This is a genomic window from Pseudomonas sp. DNDY-54, from assembly GCF_019880365.1.
GTDB lineage: Bacteria > Pseudomonadota > Gammaproteobacteria > Pseudomonadales > Pseudomonadaceae > Stutzerimonas > Stutzerimonas stutzeri_P.
This window is the reverse complement of sequence record NZ_CP082271.1, coordinates 1,476,310-1,493,912: the sequence shown is the minus strand read 5'-3', so window position 1 is coordinate 1,493,912 and position 17,603 is coordinate 1,476,310. Positions and strand designations below refer to the sequence as shown.

The window sequence follows — 17,603 nt, the reverse complement described above, 5'->3', positions numbered from 1 at the left end:
CTGATCTCCTCGGGAAAACGGCAGGCAACGCCTGACCTTGGCAGCAAGGCTACTCCCGGTTGGCGCGGATCAGCACACGACTGGCGAAACCAGCCACACCTCACGTCAACCCGTCGAACCGCGCGTAGGGATTGCTGCACGGCAGGCGATAGCCCAGAAAGGACACTGTCGGATTGGGCTCATGCTGGCGACTGAGATAATCGGTCGACACCACGAAGTCCGTCAGCAACCGGCGCTCGAAGTTATCCACCCGAAGATCGGTGTACGGACTGCCAACACCGGTTTCCTCGCGAATTTTGTACAACCCCATCAACGCCGTGAGCTTCTCGGCGCCATAGTGCCCCGCCAGAGCATCGACAAACTTGCGTTGATCCTCAGCGTCCATCTGAAAATCACCCACCAAACGGTGCAGCAGCTCGGGGATGAATACTTGCCGGTCTTCGTAAACCCAGGCCGCCGAAGCGACAGCCGCAAGCCCTAGCGTGGCGGCAGATGAAAGCAACAATGTACGACGCTTCATGGGCATTCCTTAGCTGTACAGCAGATCGGCGGCACGGATGGACAAGGCGGCGGCGGTCAGGCTGGGATTCGCTGGCGAACAGCTCGGGTACGTTGCCGTTCCGACCACCACCAGGTTGCGCATCTGGTGATGCAGCATCTGGCCGTCCACCACCGAGCCGTCGTCAACCTGCCCCATACGCAGCGTGCCTTGAACATGCGACTCGGTCAGGCGCCACTCTCGAAAGTTGATCGATTCGACCGGCAGCGGTGCGAGCAGTTTCTCCAGGCTGTCCAGACCGAACTGAACACCCTTCATCCCGTAATCGGACTCACCGCGGTAGTCGATGATTGCCTGCCCGCTTTGCGGATCGACCACGACACGGTTTTCCACGTTGGGCAAATCCTCGCTCACCAGCATCAAGGGCAAGGTCTGATTCCAGCGTCCACGCTCCGGTCGCAGCCCGTAGGGCCACCGATTCTCGAAGTAAACCAGGCACGCGGAGTGGTCCTTGCGGAAATCGCCGTCGTACAGCGAATAGTTCAGGCCGGTGGTGATGGTGCTGCCATCGAAATTACCCAATCCATCGAGGTATACCTCGACGTTTGCACCCACCTGCTCGTGCAAGCCCATCCCGGTTTCGCCGAAGTTAATATCAGAGCGCAGTAAGATCGCCGGGCTCTGGATGGCATTCGCGCCCAGCACGAACAGGTCGCCGAACACCTTGAACTCACGGCCTTCGGACAAAATTGTTGCACTCTTGATAGTGCCGCCTTCGTATTCGAGCGTGCGCACCTCGGTCTTCAGGCAAACGTCCACCTTGGGGTGGCGGTACAGCTCAGCAAGACCGTTCTGCGCGGTGAACTTGGCATTTACCGGGCACAGGTTGCAGGTCGCGTTTGCACAACAAACGCCGCGGGTGCCGGTCGCTACCCGAGCGCGACCGGTCGGCATGATGAAGTGATGATCGGGCATCGCCTCTTTCATCAGCATGTCGATCGACGATCCCTTGTGCGGCGGCTGTGGAAACGGCCGACTGCGCGGCAGCACTTTGGCCATGTCCTCATCCCCGGCGATCGACATGATCTGCTCGGCCTGGCAATAGTAGGGTTCCAGATCCTCGTAGCTCAGCGGCCAGTCGTTGCCGACACCGTAGCGAGTGCGGATCGCAAAATCGCTGGGATGCAAGCGAGGCGTTTGCGAATACCAGCAGTTCATACCGCCGCCGAGCGCGATCGTGGTGTTCCAGGGCTTCTCACCGCGATTGTCGTAGGTGGACTCTGGCGCGATCACGGAACTGCTTTGAGTCTGGATTTGCCAGTCCCAAGGATGAAAATCACCCCACTCGATGATCAATGCGCGCCCGGTGAGGTGCTTCAACGCTTCGGTCAGAAAGAAACTGGAACCAAAACCAGACCCGATCACGACCAACTCATACTGTGCCTTGTCGACATCCCTTGCGCTTACGCGGTTGATTTCCACCTAACTACCCTTCCTTTTCGCACCGGGCCCGTAGACCTGCTGCCTGATCAACAATCGCGCAACCAATCACGTCGTGCGCGCCGCAAGCGTTCCAACGATTTTGGGCTCCGCCCACTGGCATCATTGCCAGCTAAACGAGACCGGTATGCCAAGCCGAAGTTCCGGACGTTTCGCGCGACCAGTGCGGTGGACGTACCCGCGAAGCCTCCTCATCCCAGTGACTCGCTTAGCCACTGGCGTACCTTTCGTCGATCGCGGCGCGACAACAATTGGTGGGTGAAAGGGCTCTCAGGTATCAGGGCGCAATCTGGCTCCCCGCAACCATGCAGGCGAAATCGACGCAAAACCCCGATGGGGTGGCGCTCGGGACCGTAGAACGCCACTGCTCGGACTTCCAGCGTATGAAATTTCCAGTCGCCCACGGGCTTCAACCCGTCCAGTTCAATTCCGTGCTGCTCCGCAACGGCGAGCAGCATGCCTTGGAATGTACCTATGTGAATGAAGTCGCCGCTGCGCATTGGGCCCTGGTGGGTCGTCTGATAGATCGGTAAATCGGGTGAGGCACCGTCTTCCTCATCGATGCTCTGCCGAATATCGGTCACATCGACCTCCAACGGACCTTTGGATGTTTCGATCGAAACGGTCAGTTGATTAATGAACATCGGCTCGGCACTCATGTTGGAAATCAGGCAGAGCGAACCCAGTCCCTTGCCGGCACCGCGATTGATGATCAGGCTCGGCTTGCGCTGACGACGGAAGTTGAGCAACAGCAACTGGGCGTAAAACACCCACACTAGCAGCGTGCTGGCAGAGATCAGCAGCGAGATCAGCTGCTGGTTGTTCATCAACCACTCGATCATGTGAAGTCTCGGTAGGAAATTCGTTAGCTGGGACCGCCAATTGACGACCCGGTGCCCCAAAGCCGGATCAGATCGTCGGGGAAAGGATCAATCCGAGCAGCTGGCGATGCCTCGTCACGAACAACGATCCGCGTTGCCGGTCCGAAGCAAAGAGCCCATACCGTCGAGGACATCCAATGAAGACGCTGACGATCCCCACCGCACTTGCGCTGACCTTGTTAGCGACAACCGCTTTTGCCAATCAGGACACGCTTGCACCAGAAACCAACAGCACCGGCAGCCAGAGCCAACAGGACATCAACAACGAAGCAGGCGCGCATGGCTACCAGAATCCCGCCGGGCAGGACCCTGAACCACGGCTGTCCGAGGATACGATTGACAACGCACATGGCACCGACGCGGGTGACGAAGACAAAGAGGACTCGCCGCAACGCGCCCCGACTGAGCAATGACGGTCAGTGTGGCCAGGGCTAGAAGCCCCCGCGCAAGGACGCGTAACCGGCTCAGCGCCAGCCCACCCATTACAATGGACTTGAAACGAAAAAGCCCCTGACTGCGGAACAGTTAGGGGCTTTTCATATGTAATGGCGGAGAGATAGGGATTTGAACCCTAGGTACCCGCGAGGGTACAACGGATTTCGAATCCGTCCCGTTCGGCCACTCCGGCATCTCTCCAGCGGCGCGCATCATAGCAGTTCAGAAACGATTGTCGAACCCCAGGGCGACGGTTTTTTCTCGATATTCAGGATCTTGCATCGACCCGTCACCCGTTTTGCTGTGCCCTTAAACCAACTTTCCATGGCCGCCCTGCGTCGCGCTCAGGCCGTAAGGCGCGTGAGGGCTTCGCGGTACTTATCAGCGGTTTTCTGCGCAACTTCTGTCGGCACCGGCGGTGCGGGAGGTTCTTTGTTCCACCCGGTGGTTTCCAGCCAATCACGCACGAACTGTTTGTCGAAGCTCGGCGGGTTGCTTCCTTCCTGATAGCTGTCGGCGGGCCAGAAACGACTGGAATCCGGAGTCAGCACTTCATCCATCAGCGTCAGGCGGCCATGCTCGTCGAGGCCAAACTCGAATTTGGTGTCGGCGATGATAATGCCGCGAGTAGCGGCATACTCGACGGCGGCCGTATAGAGCGCGATAGAGGTATCGCGCACCTGAGCTGCAAGCGCCTCGCCAATAATGGCCTCGCACTGCTCGAACGAAATATTCTCGTCGTGATCGCCAACTGCAGCCTTCGTCGACGGAGTGAATATTGGCTGCGGCAGCTTCGATGCTTCCTTCAAGCCAGACGGCAACTGGATACCGCAGACGGTCCCGCTTTTCTGATATTCCTTCCAGCCCGAACCGACAATGTAACCGCGCACGATGGCCTCGACCGCAACGGGCTTCAGCCGCTTGGCCACCACCGCCCGCCCTTCTACTAGCGGCAACTCTGCTGCCGGAACCACGTCCTCGACCTTGTCTCCGGTAAAGTGATTGGGAACCAGGTGAGCGAGCTTGTCGAACCAGAAGTTGGAAATGGCCGTGAGGATTTTGCCCTTCTCCGGAATCGGCTCGGCAAGGATCACATCGAACGCTGACAGCCGATCAGTGGCGACCATGAGCATGCGTTTGTCGTCGATCTCATACAGGTCACGGACCTTGCCGGAGTAGATTTTCTTCAGGCTAAGTGCACTGGGAGTGGTCATGGCGCTTCTCACGGTTACCGAGCCATCGCCACGTTGCGAAAACAAGCAGCCGTAACGATCGGGTCTTTCATCAAACGAAACAGGCGAAACCAAAGGGTTTCGCCTGGATGGGTTGTAGCGGACAGGTTTGCCGAATCAGTCCAGACTGTCCTTGAGCATGTTCAGCACGCGACGCGCGACGTCGGATGGCGCGACGGTTTCGAGGTCCTTGTCGAGTGTCACGTGTACGTTGCCGCCCACGTCAGTTACCCGGACCTGATAGCGCTCGGCACGCGCCTCGATCTCCTCTCGGTCTGGCGCCCCGCCAAACAACCGCGAGAAGAACCCGGGCTTGTCGTCCGGATTCGCCGCACCTTCGGACAAGTTAATGTAATAAACGCCCAGTGTCCGGTCCAAGTCCTCGACGAGAATGTCACTGGCCGCCAGTGCGCGGCCAACACTCGACCAGGCTCGGTTGAAATCAGTGTCGAGCCTTAGCACCGGCGTGCCGCTGCCGGCTTCGCTGAGTGTTACGCGACTAGGCGCATCGAATTCACGCTCAGCAAGAAGGGAGGCCGAACCGCCCTGCGCTGCACTGCTATTCAAGCCTGCCTGCAGTTCATCCAGCAGTACCCGGTCAAGCTCGGCATTGGCCGGCTCGTCAGGCCAAGCGACATCAGCGTTGCTGCCCGCAGGACGCTGAACGCTAAGCAGGTATATCTCGCTGGTGTCTCGCTGTACGCCTGGCTCGATACGTACCCGAACACGTGTCTCCCCCTGGCCCAGACCCAGGTTGCGTACCAAGGCGGGCGACAACTGATCACGTGTTTGCCAAGCTGTAGCGAACTCGCCCGTCTGCGGACGCTCTTCGGCGATCTGGAAACCGTTATCCGTAAAGAACTGGCGGGCGGCTGCCCAAACCTGAGAGGGCGCGCGCATAGCAACGAGCCAGCGCGCATCTTCTGAGGTTTGCAGGCTGAATTCGCTGGCCTCTTCGGCAATCAATAGCCGCTGTGGACGCGGCACTTCGTACTCGTCGGTACTACGGGTGTCAGCTACCTGCTGAGGAATGGGTAGCAGCGGCTCGATCGGGCGCAGTTCGGCGTCGGCGGGAACCTGCATCGGCGGCACCTGATGTGCCTGCAGGTAGTCGCTGCCACGGTCGCGGAAATATCCGTCGTCGCCCCACAACCAGCCACAACCGCTGGTTCCAGAGATAATCAGGGCTAGGGTCGAGAGTCCGGCCAGTCGCTTCATGCATGTTCCTTCATTGTTAAACCAGTACACCGGAGACGTGTTCAGACCAGCACACCAGATTGACGCATGGCGTCGCGAAGCGGCTCTTGGCAGCGCTGGCTAAGCCAGGTCAGGGGCAAGCGAATACCGTCCGGCATCAGGCCCATCTCATGCAGCGCCCATTTCACCGGAATTGGATTGGCTTCGAGGAACAAGGTCTGGTGCAGCGGCATCAACAACGCGTTGATGGCGCGCGCCTTTTCTGCATCGCCAGCGATGGCGGCAGTGCACAGTTCGCTCATGGCCCGTGGGGCGACGTTGGCAGTAACAGAAATATTGCCTTTCCCGCCCATTAGCATGAGCTCTACGGCAGTTGCATCGTCGCCCGAGTAAACGAGGAAATCCTTGCTGACCCGATCGAGCACTTCTTGGCCGCGCTTGAGGTCGCCGGTCGCTTCCTTAATACCGATGATGTTCGCCACCTTTGATAGGCGCTCAACGGTTTCAGGCAGCATGTCACAGGCCGTGCGGCCCGGTACGTTGTAGAGAATCTGGGGAATTGCCACGGCTTCGGCGATATGACGGAAGTGCAGGTACATGCCTTCCTGGGTCGGCTTATTGTAATAGGGCGTGACCAGCAGACACGCATCGGCGCCGGCTGCTTTAGCGTTCTCGGTCAGCTCGACGGCTTCGCGAGTGGAGTTGGCGCCGGTGCCGGCAATCACCGGGATTCGACCATTGACCTGATCCACCACACGCCGGATCACTTCGATGTGCTCAGATACTTCGAGCGTAGACGCCTCACCCGTGGTACCGACTGCGACGATCGCATGGGTGCCTTCCTGAAGATGGAAGTCGACAAGCTTGCTCAGGCTATCCCAATCAAGACCACCTTGCGCGTCCATGGGAGTGACCAACGCCACCATACTGCCCGCAATCATGCAACCCACTCCTGCCGGAAAAAGAGAGGCGTAATGGTACAAGGCTCCTGATCGCTTTGCGAGTACGCTGGATGCATCCTGCCGTCTGATCGATCCCCAGCGGGTGGTGCACTTTGAGCGGCCCGCGCGGCGCGTGCATTCCCTCTGACGACGCTTTTCGCTACCCTTAGCCGTTTTCGGCTTGGCTGGCCGACCGATTCATCACCGCCAGGAACCTGCATGTCCACCCCCCCAGTACCTCGAGAACAGTTTCTCGTCATCAGCGCCATGGGCCGTAGCCCTATGATGCTCACCAATGTGCTTTGCAGAGCCAGCAACGAGAACCGCTGCGCCGTGGTCAACACCCGCCTCACCCGTCATGGCGAATGCTGTGCGCTAGTCCTGGAGATCACCGGGACCTGGGACGCGCTGGCTCGTATGGAGACAGCGCTGCCTGGCCTGGCCAAGAAGCACGAGTTCACCACCAACGTGGTGCGCAGCGAGGCGCTGGAAACCCGCCCGCAGGCGTTGCCTTACGTGGCCTATGTCAGTTCGGTTTACCGCCCGGACATCATCAATGAGCTGTGCCAGTTCTTCATCGACCATCGCGTAGAGCTCGAGAGCCTGACTTGCGACACCTACCAAGCACCGCAAACAGGCGGAACCATGCTCAACGCGACCTTTACCGTCACGCTTCCCGCCGGCACACAAATCAGCTGGCTGCGCGATCAATTCCTGGATTTTGCCGACGCGCTGAATCTGGACGCACTGATTGAGCCCTGGCGTCCGCAGAACCCTTGATAAGGAAAACCACAATGGCTGTGGAAATCGACAAACCCGTTCCGCCTTTCGAAGCCCAGGCCACCAATAACATCCAGGTCACGCTCGAAGCACTAAGGGGTAAGCAAGTCGTGTTGTACTTCTACCCGAAGGACAACACGCCGGGCTGCACCACGGAAGGACAAGGCTTCCGCGACATGCACGAGGCATTCAGCGAAGCCAACACCCTGGTCTTCGGTGTTTCTCGGGACAGCCTCAAGACTCATGAAAACTTCAAGGCAAAGCACGCATTCCCCTTTGAGCTCATCTGCGACAAGGATGAACTGCTCTGCCAGCTGTTCGATGTCATCAAGCTGAAGAAGCTCTACGGCAAGGAATATATGGGCGTCGATCGGAGTACGTTCCTGATCGATCGCGACGGCGTGCTTCGCCAGCAGTGGCGAGGGGTGAAGGTTCCCGGGCATGTTGATGCCGTTTTGCACGCAGCTCAGGCGCTGCATCGCCCATGAAAAAGGCCGGCAAATGCCGGCCTTGTCATATCAGCCTACGCGCTCCACCACCGGGACCGCCGGCGCTCTGCGGGGCCAAGCGTATAAGACCGCCTTGAATAGCGTCGCCAAGGGAATCGCAAAGAACACGCCCCAAAACCCCCAAAGCCCCCCGAACAGCAGCACTGAGCAAATGATGGCGACTGGATGCAGATTCACCGCCTCAGAGAACAACAAGGGCACCAGAACATTGCCATCAAGTGCCTGGATAATCGCGTAAGCAACCATCAGGTAAATGAACTGGTCACCCAGTCCCCATTGAAATAGTCCGATAAGCGCAATTGGAATGGTCACGACCGTGGCACCGATATAAGGCACCACCACGGAAACGCCGACCAGCAGTGCCAGCAATGCCGCGTAGTTCAATCCCAAGGCAGCGAACACCGCATACGACACAACACCGCAGATCAGAATCTCGATCGCTTTGCCACGTATGTAATTAGCGATTTGCACGTTCATCTCTTGCGACACCTGGGTGATCAGCGTTCGCTCCCGAGGCAGGTAGCCACTGAACCAGTCACTGATCTGCTGGCGATCCTTCAGGAAGAAGAACACCAGAATAGGCACAAGAATCAGGTAGATCATCAGGCTCAACAGCAGCGGCAAGCTAGACAAGGACGAGGTCAGAACCAGCTGACCGTAGCGCCCGACCTCGCCCCGCATGAAATCGATACCACGCAACACCTGCTCTTCCGTCAGCAGCTGCGGATAGCGCTCAGGCAGCAACAGCAGCAAGGCCTGCCACTCGACCAACATCCGCGGCAGCTCGTTAAACAGCGTCAGCACCTGCTGCCAGACCAAAGGCACAAGGAACAGCAGACATACTGTAAGCGCACCGACGAACATCAGAAAAACGAGCCACACCGCCACCAAATGAGGGACTCTGACGCGCTCCAGCGCACCGACCACACCCTGCATCAGGAACGCAAGCACCAACCCAGCAAGGACCGGCGCAAGCATGTCACCGAGCGTCAGCACCGCGCCAAAGGCGACCACCAGCAACACCGCGAGAACCACCGCCTCTTCATCGGAGAAATAGCGATGGACCCAGCCACGCAGTACGTTGAGCATATCGTTCCTTAATGGCCTCAGGCCTTGCGCAGCCAGTATCGATAAAGTCCTTCGTTCGCTTCCTCACGTAGTAAGGCGTGTCCGGCCAGCTTGGCAAAACTGCGAAAATCCCGCTGCGAACCAGGATCACTAGCCGTGACCTTCAATACTTGGCCGCTGACGAGTCGGTTGAGTTCGAGTTTTGCTTTCAGCAAGGGCATCGGACATTCCAGCCCGACGGCATCAAGCTCGGCATCACAATCAGTGTCGGGCAAAGGCCGCTGAGTCATCATCATCTCCTCGAAAGTCCGCAGGATACCGACCCCTGCCCGCCTCTGGCCAGTTACCCTGGCACAAGGCTACAGTAACGCTCCTGCTTTCATGAGCCAGTCTGGATGAAATTGCTGCGCCCTACTCTGCTGACGCTGGCCTGCCTGTTCGGCCAACCGGCTCTAGCCAATGACTTACCCTCTCTCGGTGACTCCAGCTCCGGAATCGTTTCACCGGAGCAGGAACATCAATTGGGCCGCGCGTGGCTGAGCCTGCTACGTGGCCAGGTGCCCCAACTGTCGGATCCATTACTGAAGGATTTTTTGGAGCGCAGCGTGTACCGCCTGGCTGAAACCAGCCAGCTACAGGATCGCCGGCTCGAGTTCGTTCTGCTCGACAGCCCACAACTAAACGCCTTTGCCGCACCAGGCGGGATTATCGGGGTCAACGGCGGCTTGTTTCTAAATGCCCAGACTGAAGCCGAGTACGCCTCTGTCCTGGCGCACGAACTGGCCCACCTCTCGCAACGCCACTTCGCTCGGGGGCTGGAGGCACAGAAACGCATGCAGCTGCCTCTGATGGCCGCGATGCTCGCCGGCGTCGTAGCGGCTGCGGCTGGCGCAGGCGATGCAGGTATCGCCGCGATCGTCTCGACACAGGCCGCTGCGATTCAGGCACAACGGCGTTTCTCCCGACAGAATGAACAAGAGGCCGACCGCATCGGCATCGTCAATCTGGAACGCGCTGGCTACGATCCCCGTGCGATGCCGGAAATGTTTGGCCGCCTGATGCGTCAGTATCGCTATGACCAGAAGCCGCCGGAGTTTCTTCTCACCCACCCGGTCACCGAATCACGAATAGCCGACACTAAAAACCGCGCCGAGCAATACCCAGACGTGGGCGTCGAAGACAGCTTGCGCTACCAATTGATGCGCGCCCGGGTGGATCTGAAGTTCGAAAGCACGCCAGGTGTCAGTGCCAAGCGCTTCCGGGCCATGCTCAGCGAGGATGAGAATCTCGACGCAGCTCGCTACGGCTTAGCCCTGGCGCAGATCAAGAGCGGCCAGCTTGACGAGGCGGCCGCCCATTTAAAGCCACTGCTAACGGAAGAACCTGACAACGCCATTTATAACCTGGCTCAGATCGAGCTCGACATCACTGCTAATCGCCTCGCCGCCGCACGCGAACGCACCCAGACTCTTCTCAGCCTCTATCCCAGCAGCTATCCAGTGCGCCAGACGCACATCGACTTGCTGATCAAGGAGAACAAGCTGCAGGAAGCCGAGCAAGAACTGGACGCGTTAGTGAAAGCACGACCCAAAGATCCAGACATCTGGTACCAAGTATCAGAGATACGAGGCCTCACTGGTAACATCATCGGACTGCATCAAGGCAGGGCGGAGTTCTTCGCACTGGTCGGAGACTACGATCAGGCGATTGAGCAGCTGGATTTCGCGAAACGCCGTTCCAGCAATTTCCAGACAGCCGCACGCATTGACGCCCGGCAGCAACAGCTGATCGAAGAAAAGCGAATGGTCGACGAAATGTTGCGCTGAGTCGTGCGGCGCGGTACTGCACCGCACCGCTGCCGCGACTGACGCCAACGCGCGCTAACGCGCGCCTCAGGCGTTACCGGCCTGCTTTATACGAGCAGCGTGCGTGAAGTCGAGCATGCGCTTCAACGGTTTAACTGCCCGCGGAATCAGCGCTTGATCAACGAAAATCTCGTTCTTGCCGGTACGAAGGCAATCGAGCGTGCGCTCAAGCGTGTTCATGGCCATCCATGGGCAGTGCGCACAGCTACGGCAGGAGGCGCCGCTCCCCGCCGTTGGCGCCTCAATGAATTCCTTACCCGGGCAAAGCTGCTGCATCTTGTAGAAGATGCCACGGTCCGTGGCGACAATGAACGTTCGGTTCTGCAGTGTCTGCGCCGCCTTGATCAGCTGGCTGGTAGAGCCAACCGCATCCGCCAAGGCGATCACCGATTCGGGCGACTCGGGATGCACCAGAACGGCAGCGTCCGGATACAGCGCCTTCATATCCTCGAGCTGCTTCGCCTTGAACTCTTCATGGACGATACAGGCACCGTCCCAAAGCAGCATGTCAGCTCCGGTCTCGCGCTGCACATAACTACCCAAGTGCTTGTCTGGCGCCCAGATGATCGTTTCGCCGTTGTCCATCAGGCTTTCAACGATCTCAAGCGCGCAACTGGACGTGACCACCCAATCTGCACGCGCTTTGACCGCCGCGGACGTGTTTGCATAGACGACCACCGTACGCTCAGGGTGCTGATCGCAGAACGCCGAAAACTCGTCCACAGGACAACCAAGATCAAGTGAGCAGGTTGCATCCAATGTCGGCATCAAGACTCGTTTTTCGGGATTGAGGATTTTCGCCGTCTCCCCCATGAACTTCACACCGGCAACCACTACCGTCTGCGCCGAATGCTCGTTGCCGAACCGGGCCATCTCCAGCGAGTCTGAAACGCAGCCTCCGGTTTCCTCAGCAAGGGACTGAATGACTGGGTCGGTGTAATAGTGCGCCACGAGCACCGCATTCTGCTTCTTCAGCTCGAGGGCGATATCGCTGCGTAACGCCGCTTCTTGTTCGGGCGTAAGCGGCTTGGGCTGTTTGGCTGCCAGATGCGCCTGCACAAGGATTCGTTCGGGTATGTGCGTCATGTTGCCGTCCTGCAAGCACGTTATGCATGAAGCGCCGAGTAAAGCCGGTCGACCGGCTCAGCCCGGACGAGGCGAAAGGGAGAGGCACATTACATGCAGACCCGCCTTCCTGCCCGCGTAAGGGGCAGGAATACTAGCTGAAGCCTTTGCAAAAGGGAAAGCGGGAGCGCCAAGCCGCGCATTCAGCGTCGGCCAAAAAAAACGCCGGCATCAGCCGGCGTTTTTTAAATCATGGCATCACGCGCCCTTGAGCATGTGACCCCGCTCCTCCAGATTGAGGTGCCATTCCATGGCTTCTCGGAGCATATGCGGCGTCTGGCCGCCTTTATCACACGCTGCGTCGAAGTACTGGTTCAACGCATCACGGTAGGACGGGTGCACGCAGTTGTCGATGATCACTCGCGCACGCTCGCGTGGTGCCAGACCACGCAGGTCCGCAAGACCCTGCTCGGTTACCAGAATCTCAACGTCGTGCTCGGTGTGGTCGACGTGCGCGACCATCGGTACAACGCTGGAGATGCTGCCGCCCTTAGCAATCGACTTCGTTACGAAGATAGCCATGTTGGCGTTACGGGCAAAATCGCCAGAACCGCCTATGCCATTCATCATCTTGGTTCCGCCGACATGGGTCGAGTTGACGTTGCCGTAAATATCAAATTCCAAAGCGGTGTTGATACCGACGATACCGAGACGGCGTACCAGCTCCGGATGGTTGGAAATTTCCTGAGGACGCAGCACCAGCTTGTCCTTGTACTTCTCCAGGTTGCCGAAGACACGATCGTTGCAGCGCTCGGAGAGCGTGATCGAGCAGCCAGACGCAAACTTCATCTTGCCGGCGTCGATCAACTCGAATGTGCAGTCCTGCAACACCTCGGAGTACATGACCAAATCTTCAAACGGTGAATCGATCAACCCGCACACCACGGCGTTAGCGATGTTACCGATACCGACCTGCATTGGACCGAGGTTCTTCGGAAGGCGGCCTTCGGCGACCTCCTTTTTGAAGAACTCGACCAAGTGACTCGCGATGGCCTGGGTCTCTTCATCCGGTGGTGTAACGGTGGAATAGGAATCGGGCTGCTCGGTAATAACGATCGCAACGATCTTGGCCGGATCAATCGGAATGGCGGTAGTGCCGATACGGTCATCGACCTTGGTCAGCGGAATCGGACCACGATTCGGACGCTCGCCCGGGAAGTAGATGTCGTGCAGACCTTCCAGGTTCAGGTTGTGGGCAAGGTTCAGCTCAACGATAACCTTATCGGCAAACACGGCGAGGTTGGCAGAGTTACCTACCGACGTGGTTGGAACGATATGGCCCTGTTCGGTGATGCTAACCGCCTCGACGATCGTAACGTCGGGGCGCTTGATCTGGTTGTTGCGCATTTGCTCAACGGTGTGGGAAAGGTGCTGATCGATGAACATCACCTCACCCTGATTGATCGCCTTACGCAACGTAGCATCCGCCTGAAACGGCCCGCGACGGGCCAGCAGACCCGCTGCGGCCATCTTTCCGTCCAGATCGTTGCCCAAGCTGGCGCCGGTGATCAGGCTGATCTTCAACTTCTCGCCCTTTGCACGATCGATCAGCGCCAGGGGCACAGCCTTTGCCTCACCCGCACGGGTGAAACCGCTCATGCCGACGGTCATCCCGTCACTAATAAAAGTAGCGGCCTCTTGGGCGCTCATGACCTTGCTCTGCAGGGAGGACAAGCGGATGCGATCAGAATACATGTGAGCCTCAAACCAACGGACAATCGGGAAGTGGCAGTCTATTACGTTTGTTCCGGCCTTGGTCACAGACCAAGGTCGTAGGAAAAACGGTGGTTATAGCGAGAGGATATGGATCGTCCCGGTATTGGCAGACTGCAGACATAAAAAAACCGGATCCACGAATGGTTTCCGGCTTTTTAGCTCCACGAGGAGAATATGGTGGGTCGTGTAGGATTCGAACCTACGACCAATTGGTTAAAAGCCAACTGCTCTACCAACTGAGCTAACGACCCAATGCGGAGCGCATGATACTGATTTGATTGATTAAATCAACATCTCAAAGAAAAAAACATCAGCGATAGCGGGTCGGATCAGCGATCCCGGCTTGTTCAAAGCCCTTTGCACGCAGACGGCAACTGTCGCACTTGCCGCAGGCGCGCCCGTCTTCGTCCGCCTGATAACACGACACCGTCTCCGCATAATTCACTCCAAGCCGAACGCCTGCGTGGATAATTTCGGCCTTGCTCAGTGCCTGCAGAGGTGCATGTATGGTAAAGCCCCGTCCCTCTATGCCAGCCTTGGTTGCTAGGTTAGCCATGCGCTCGAACGCTGCCACGAACTCCGGCCGGCAATCGGGATAACCCGAAAAGTCGACAGCGTTCACACCAATGAAGATATCGCGCGCTCCCAGCACCTCAGCCCAACCCAACGCCAGAGAGAGGAACAGTGCGTTACGAGCCGGTACATAAGTAGAAGGGATTCCGTCGCCTGGCGTTTCCGGTACAGCAATACTGGAGTCGGTAAGTGCCGAGCCACCGATACCTCCGAGATCCATAGCGATGGTTTTATGCTCAACCACGCTCAGCTGATAAGCAACGCGCTGGGCCGCTCGCAACTCAGCGTGGTGACGCTGGCCGTAATCGAAACTCATGGCGTAACAGGCGTACCCCTCCGCTCTGGCCATCGCCACCACGGTGGCAGAATCAAGCCCGCCAGAGAGAAGAACTACTGCTTTCTTGTCAGTTGTCATGTTTACCTTACTGAACGACCGACCAATTGAGGCGATGCGAACCCATGCATAGGTCCAGGCCCTTGTCGCAGATGCGCGTTAGGTACGCCCTAAAGGCGACGACACGAACCAAGGCACGAGGACAACCCGGCATCAAGAAGCGAAAAGCCCGCCAAAGGCGGGCTCGCATAGCCAATCGAATACAGATCAGAGACTATCGATTAAGCTGGCGCTGGGCTAGCTGGGCAGCCGAACTGTTAGGGTAGTCCGCAATAACCTGGCGAAGAATCCCATTGGCCTTATCTCGATTACCTAAGCGCACCTCAACATCGGCAAGCTTGTAAAGCGAATCGGGGACCTTGTTGTGCTGCGGATAGGCCTGGCTGACCTTGGCGAACGCTTGACCTGCACCTTGAAGGTCGCCCTTGGCCAGATTCACCTCACCCAACCAATACTGCGCGTTGCCAGCGTAAGGACTCGCGGGATATTTGCGCAAAAAAGCTGAAAAGGCCTGGCTGGCTTTATCGAAGTCCTTCGCCTTGATCAGATCGAACGCAGCGTCGTAGTAGAGCTTTTCCTTTTCAGGATCAGCCGACTGACTACTCCCTGTGCCTTGCATTGGACTGCCTGTAGACGCGTCCGCCGCTCCGCTGGCGCCGGTGGCGCCCGCGGTTGAAGAATCTTGTCTCGCCGATCCGCCCGAAGAGGCCGCCGACAAGCGACTATCTAAATCCTGATAACGCTCCAGTCCTTCTTGTTTAAGGCGCTGGATCTCGTTCTGCTGCACTTCGAGCATACCGCGCAGTTGCGCGATTTCTTCTTGCATCTGCTGCAGTTGAACGAAAAGCATGCCCTGCGCCGAAGACGGAGCCGAAGCTCCGCCTCCAGCATAGGCACCGCCAGTTTCCGCCCCGACTGAATAACCTGACCCCGACGCTCCACCTTGGGATTGCGAGTCGTATTCAACTACCGGGACTTGAGCTGCCGCAAAAAACGGCAGACCAAGTGCAATAAGCGTCAGAGCGTAACGGTGCTTGAGCATGGCTTATTACTTACGCAGCTCAACGCGACGGTTCTGAGCCCACGACTGCTCGTCGTTGCCCATGGCAACCGGACGCTCTTCACCGTAGGAAACCAGCTCCAACTGAGCAGGCGATACGCCCTGCAGAACCAGGTAGCGCTGGACGGCCTTGGAACGACGCTCGCCGAGCGCCATGTTGTATTCGCGAGTGCCACGCTCGTCGGTGTGACCTTCAAGAACTACACGGTTGCCGGCAGACTTCAGATCCTTGGCATGAACGTCCAGAGCGCGCATGGCTTCCGGCTTCAGGTCCGAGCTGTCGTATTCGAAGTAGAAAGTAGTGATAGCGCGCAGAGCTGCTTCTTCACCGCTCATGCTGCCGTCGACAGCACCGCTGTCAGCACCGTAACCAGCATTAGGATCAATGGCGGTGGAACCTTCGCCTGAATCGTCGCCACCTTTGGACGAACAACCAACAGCTACAGCCATAGCCAGAGCCAGCGCAGCGAACTTACCGAATTTCAGCATTTCCATGTGTAACAACCCCAGGTGTGTTTTTGGTTAGTAAAGCGTTGATACCGCATCAGTTCAGGTAAGGGGACCACGATGGCTCACGGACTTCGCCTTGAGCAGTAGGAAGCGGGAGCCTAACTCGACCATTGATTGATACGAGCATCAAGACTCCCCGGCCCTGCTGGCGGGTCGCGTAGATTAGCATGGTGCCATTAGGCGCAACAGTGGGCGACTCATCTAAACTTGTCTCGGAGAGTAGTCGCAAATTACCGCGCTGTAGGTCCTGCGCCGCCACCTTGAAGTTGGTGTAGCCTTCCTGACGATGAATCATTACCAACGTCTTCTCGTCTGCGGAGAGCTTTGGATTGGCATTGTAGTTACCCACAAAGGTTACCCGCTCGGCATTGTTGCTACCCAGACTCTGCTTGTAGATCTGAGGTTTGCCGGCACGATCCGAAGTGAAGTAAATAGTCCGACCGTCAGCACCCCAGAAAGGCTCTGTATCGATCGCATAATGATTGGTGAGCCGTTGCAGCTGGCGCGAGCCGAGATCCATCACGTAAATCTCCGGGTTGCCATCCTTCGACAGCACGAACGCCAGACGATTGCCATCCGGTGAGAATGCAGGCGCACCGTTGAGCCCTTCGAAATTGGTAATCTGCTCACGGCGACCCGTATCAATGTGCTGCATGAAGATACGTGGTCGTTTTTGCTCGAAAGAAACGTAGGCGATACGACGGCCGTCCGGCGAATAGCGCGGCGATAGGATTGGCTCGCGCGATTGCAACAGGGTGACGGCGCGCGCGCCGTCATAATCGGACCTCTGCAGCGTGTATCGCGTGTTGGCGGAACCAAGACGCTCGACAGTGACGTATAGCAGGCGGGTCGAGAACGCCCCTTTGATGCCGGTCAGTTTTTCAAACGCCTGGTCCGCCGCGTAATGCGCCATATCCCGCAATTGATCCTGGCCGCCACCGACAGTGCCGGTCATCACTTGCTGCTCTGTCGTTACGTTAAACACTTCATAGCTAATCTGCAGCTTGCCGGCAGACGGCGCGATATTGCCGACCATGACGTACTGAGCGCCCAGCGCCTTCCAGTCACGAAAAATGATTTCGCTGCCCCGTGTAGGCAGGCTGATCATGTTTTGCTTAGGGATTGGCTCGAAAATACCGGTATTACGCATGTCATTGCCGATAATTTGAGCCATGTCTTCTGGCAGCACCGTCCCGCCTTGCCATCCGAACGGTACGACCGCGATAGGAATCGCACGATCGGCGCCACTCGTAACGACGATGTTCTTCTCTTGCGCATTGGCACTGCCAAACGCAAACAGGAAAAGAACGATAAAACC

General features: G+C 57.8%; 18 protein-coding genes and 2 tRNA genes. 4 read left to right on the top strand and 16 right to left on the bottom strand.

Translation table 11 applies throughout. The annotated features are described in order from the left end of the window. Window positions 1-100: 100 nt before the first annotated feature. The 3 genes from K4O48_RS07060 to K4O48_RS07050 form a co-directional block, all read right to left on the bottom strand. Window positions 101-520 (bottom strand): hypothetical protein, encoded by a 420-nt coding sequence (locus tag K4O48_RS07060; protein ID WP_222911341.1) that lies wholly within the window; start codon window positions 518-520, stop codon window positions 101-103. A gap of 9 nt (window positions 521-529) precedes the next feature. Further along, the gene (locus K4O48_RS07055) at window positions 530-1,981 is read right to left on the bottom strand and encodes a GMC oxidoreductase (protein ID WP_222911340.1); all 1,452 of its coding nucleotides are present in this window, start codon (window positions 1,979-1,981) and stop codon (window positions 530-532) included. A gap of 209 nt (window positions 1,982-2,190) precedes the next feature. Further along, complete coding sequence (locus K4O48_RS07050; protein WP_222911339.1) at window positions 2,191-2,841, bottom strand: hypothetical protein; 651 nt, start codon at window positions 2,839-2,841, stop codon at window positions 2,191-2,193. 176 nt (window positions 2,842-3,017) lie between these two features. Here K4O48_RS07050 and K4O48_RS07045 point away from each other — a divergent pair, with 176 nt between their 5' ends. Further along, window positions 3,018-3,293 carry a hypothetical protein gene (locus tag K4O48_RS07045; RefSeq protein WP_222911338.1) on the top strand — a complete coding sequence of 92 codons (276 nt, stop codon included), beginning with the start codon at window positions 3,018-3,020 and terminating at the stop codon, window positions 3,291-3,293. A 133-nt stretch (window positions 3,294-3,426) separates the two neighbouring features. On the opposite strand, the gene K4O48_RS07040 is transcribed toward K4O48_RS07045, so the two are convergent. From K4O48_RS07040 to dapA, 4 genes are all read right to left on the bottom strand, one after another. Continuing rightward, window positions 3,427-3,516, bottom strand: a tRNA-Ser gene (locus tag K4O48_RS07040). A 143-nt stretch (window positions 3,517-3,659) separates the two neighbouring features. Continuing rightward, the gene (locus K4O48_RS07035) at window positions 3,660-4,529 is read right to left on the bottom strand and encodes a phosphoribosylaminoimidazolesuccinocarboxamide synthase (protein WP_222911337.1); all 870 of its coding nucleotides are present in this window, start codon (window positions 4,527-4,529) and stop codon (window positions 3,660-3,662) included. Between the two features lie 135 nt (window positions 4,530-4,664). Further along, on the bottom strand, window positions 4,665-5,765 hold the full coding sequence (gene bamC, locus K4O48_RS07030) for an outer membrane protein assembly factor BamC (RefSeq protein ID WP_222911336.1): 1,101 nt from the start codon (window positions 5,763-5,765) through the stop codon (window positions 4,665-4,667). Window positions 5,766-5,806: 41 nt separating this feature from the next. Next, entirely contained in the window at window positions 5,807-6,685 is an 879-nt protein-coding gene (gene dapA / locus K4O48_RS07025) for a 4-hydroxy-tetrahydrodipicolinate synthase (RefSeq protein WP_222911335.1), read from the bottom strand. 219 nt (window positions 6,686-6,904) lie between these two features. Here dapA and K4O48_RS07020 point away from each other — a divergent pair, with 219 nt between their 5' ends. Further along, window positions 6,905-7,465 carry a glycine cleavage system protein R gene (locus K4O48_RS07020; RefSeq protein WP_222911334.1) on the top strand — a complete coding sequence of 187 codons (561 nt, stop codon included), beginning with the start codon at window positions 6,905-6,907 and terminating at the stop codon, window positions 7,463-7,465. Window positions 7,466-7,479: 14 nt separating this feature from the next. Beyond that, a complete protein-coding gene (locus K4O48_RS07015; RefSeq protein ID WP_222911333.1) occupies window positions 7,480-7,953 on the top strand; it encodes a peroxiredoxin in 474 nt (157 codons plus the stop codon). Between the two features lie 30 nt (window positions 7,954-7,983). Here K4O48_RS07015 and K4O48_RS07010 read toward each other — a convergent pair whose 3' ends face one another. Both K4O48_RS07010 and K4O48_RS07005 read right to left on the bottom strand, forming a co-directional pair. Beyond that, complete coding sequence (locus K4O48_RS07010; RefSeq protein ID WP_222911332.1) at window positions 7,984-9,063, bottom strand: AI-2E family transporter; 1,080 nt, start codon at window positions 9,061-9,063, stop codon at window positions 7,984-7,986. A 17-nt stretch (window positions 9,064-9,080) separates the two neighbouring features. After that, a complete protein-coding gene (locus tag K4O48_RS07005; RefSeq protein WP_222912020.1) occupies window positions 9,081-9,332 on the bottom strand; it encodes a sulfurtransferase TusA family protein in 252 nt (83 codons plus the stop codon). Window positions 9,333-9,437: 105 nt separating this feature from the next. Here K4O48_RS07005 and K4O48_RS07000 point away from each other — a divergent pair, with 105 nt between their 5' ends. Next, complete coding sequence (locus K4O48_RS07000) at window positions 9,438-10,868, top strand: M48 family metalloprotease (RefSeq protein WP_222911331.1); 1,431 nt, start codon at window positions 9,438-9,440, stop codon at window positions 10,866-10,868. A 66-nt stretch (window positions 10,869-10,934) separates the two neighbouring features. Here the strand turns inward: K4O48_RS07000 and nadA are convergent, their stop codons facing one another. The 7 genes from nadA to tolB form a co-directional block, all read right to left on the bottom strand. Continuing rightward, window positions 10,935-11,993 carry a quinolinate synthase NadA gene (nadA, locus tag K4O48_RS06995; RefSeq protein ID WP_222911330.1) on the bottom strand — a complete coding sequence of 353 codons (1,059 nt, stop codon included), beginning with the start codon at window positions 11,991-11,993 and terminating at the stop codon, window positions 10,935-10,937. Between the two features lie 237 nt (window positions 11,994-12,230). Then, window positions 12,231-13,727 (bottom strand): acetyl-CoA hydrolase/transferase family protein, encoded by a 1,497-nt coding sequence (locus K4O48_RS06990; protein WP_222911329.1) that lies wholly within the window; start codon window positions 13,725-13,727, stop codon window positions 12,231-12,233. A gap of 196 nt (window positions 13,728-13,923) precedes the next feature. Beyond that, a tRNA-Lys gene (locus K4O48_RS06985) sits at window positions 13,924-13,999 on the bottom strand. 59 nt (window positions 14,000-14,058) lie between these two features. Further along, window positions 14,059-14,736, bottom strand: a complete 678-nt coding sequence (gene queC / locus K4O48_RS06980; protein ID WP_222911328.1) for a 7-cyano-7-deazaguanine synthase QueC — start codon at window positions 14,734-14,736, stop codon at window positions 14,059-14,061. A 193-nt stretch (window positions 14,737-14,929) separates the two neighbouring features. Beyond that, a complete protein-coding gene (gene ybgF, locus K4O48_RS06975; protein ID WP_222911327.1) occupies window positions 14,930-15,757 on the bottom strand; it encodes a tol-pal system protein YbgF in 828 nt (275 codons plus the stop codon). 6 nt (window positions 15,758-15,763) lie between these two features. After that, window positions 15,764-16,270, bottom strand: coding sequence for a peptidoglycan-associated lipoprotein Pal (gene pal / locus K4O48_RS06970; RefSeq protein WP_222911326.1), 507 nt, complete (start codon window positions 16,268-16,270; stop codon window positions 15,764-15,766). Between the two features lie 49 nt (window positions 16,271-16,319). Continuing rightward, window positions 16,320-17,597 carry a Tol-Pal system beta propeller repeat protein TolB gene (gene tolB, locus K4O48_RS06965; RefSeq protein ID WP_409518942.1) on the bottom strand — a complete coding sequence of 426 codons (1,278 nt, stop codon included), beginning with the start codon at window positions 17,595-17,597 and terminating at the stop codon, window positions 16,320-16,322. Between the last annotated feature and the right edge of the window lie 6 nt (window positions 17,598-17,603).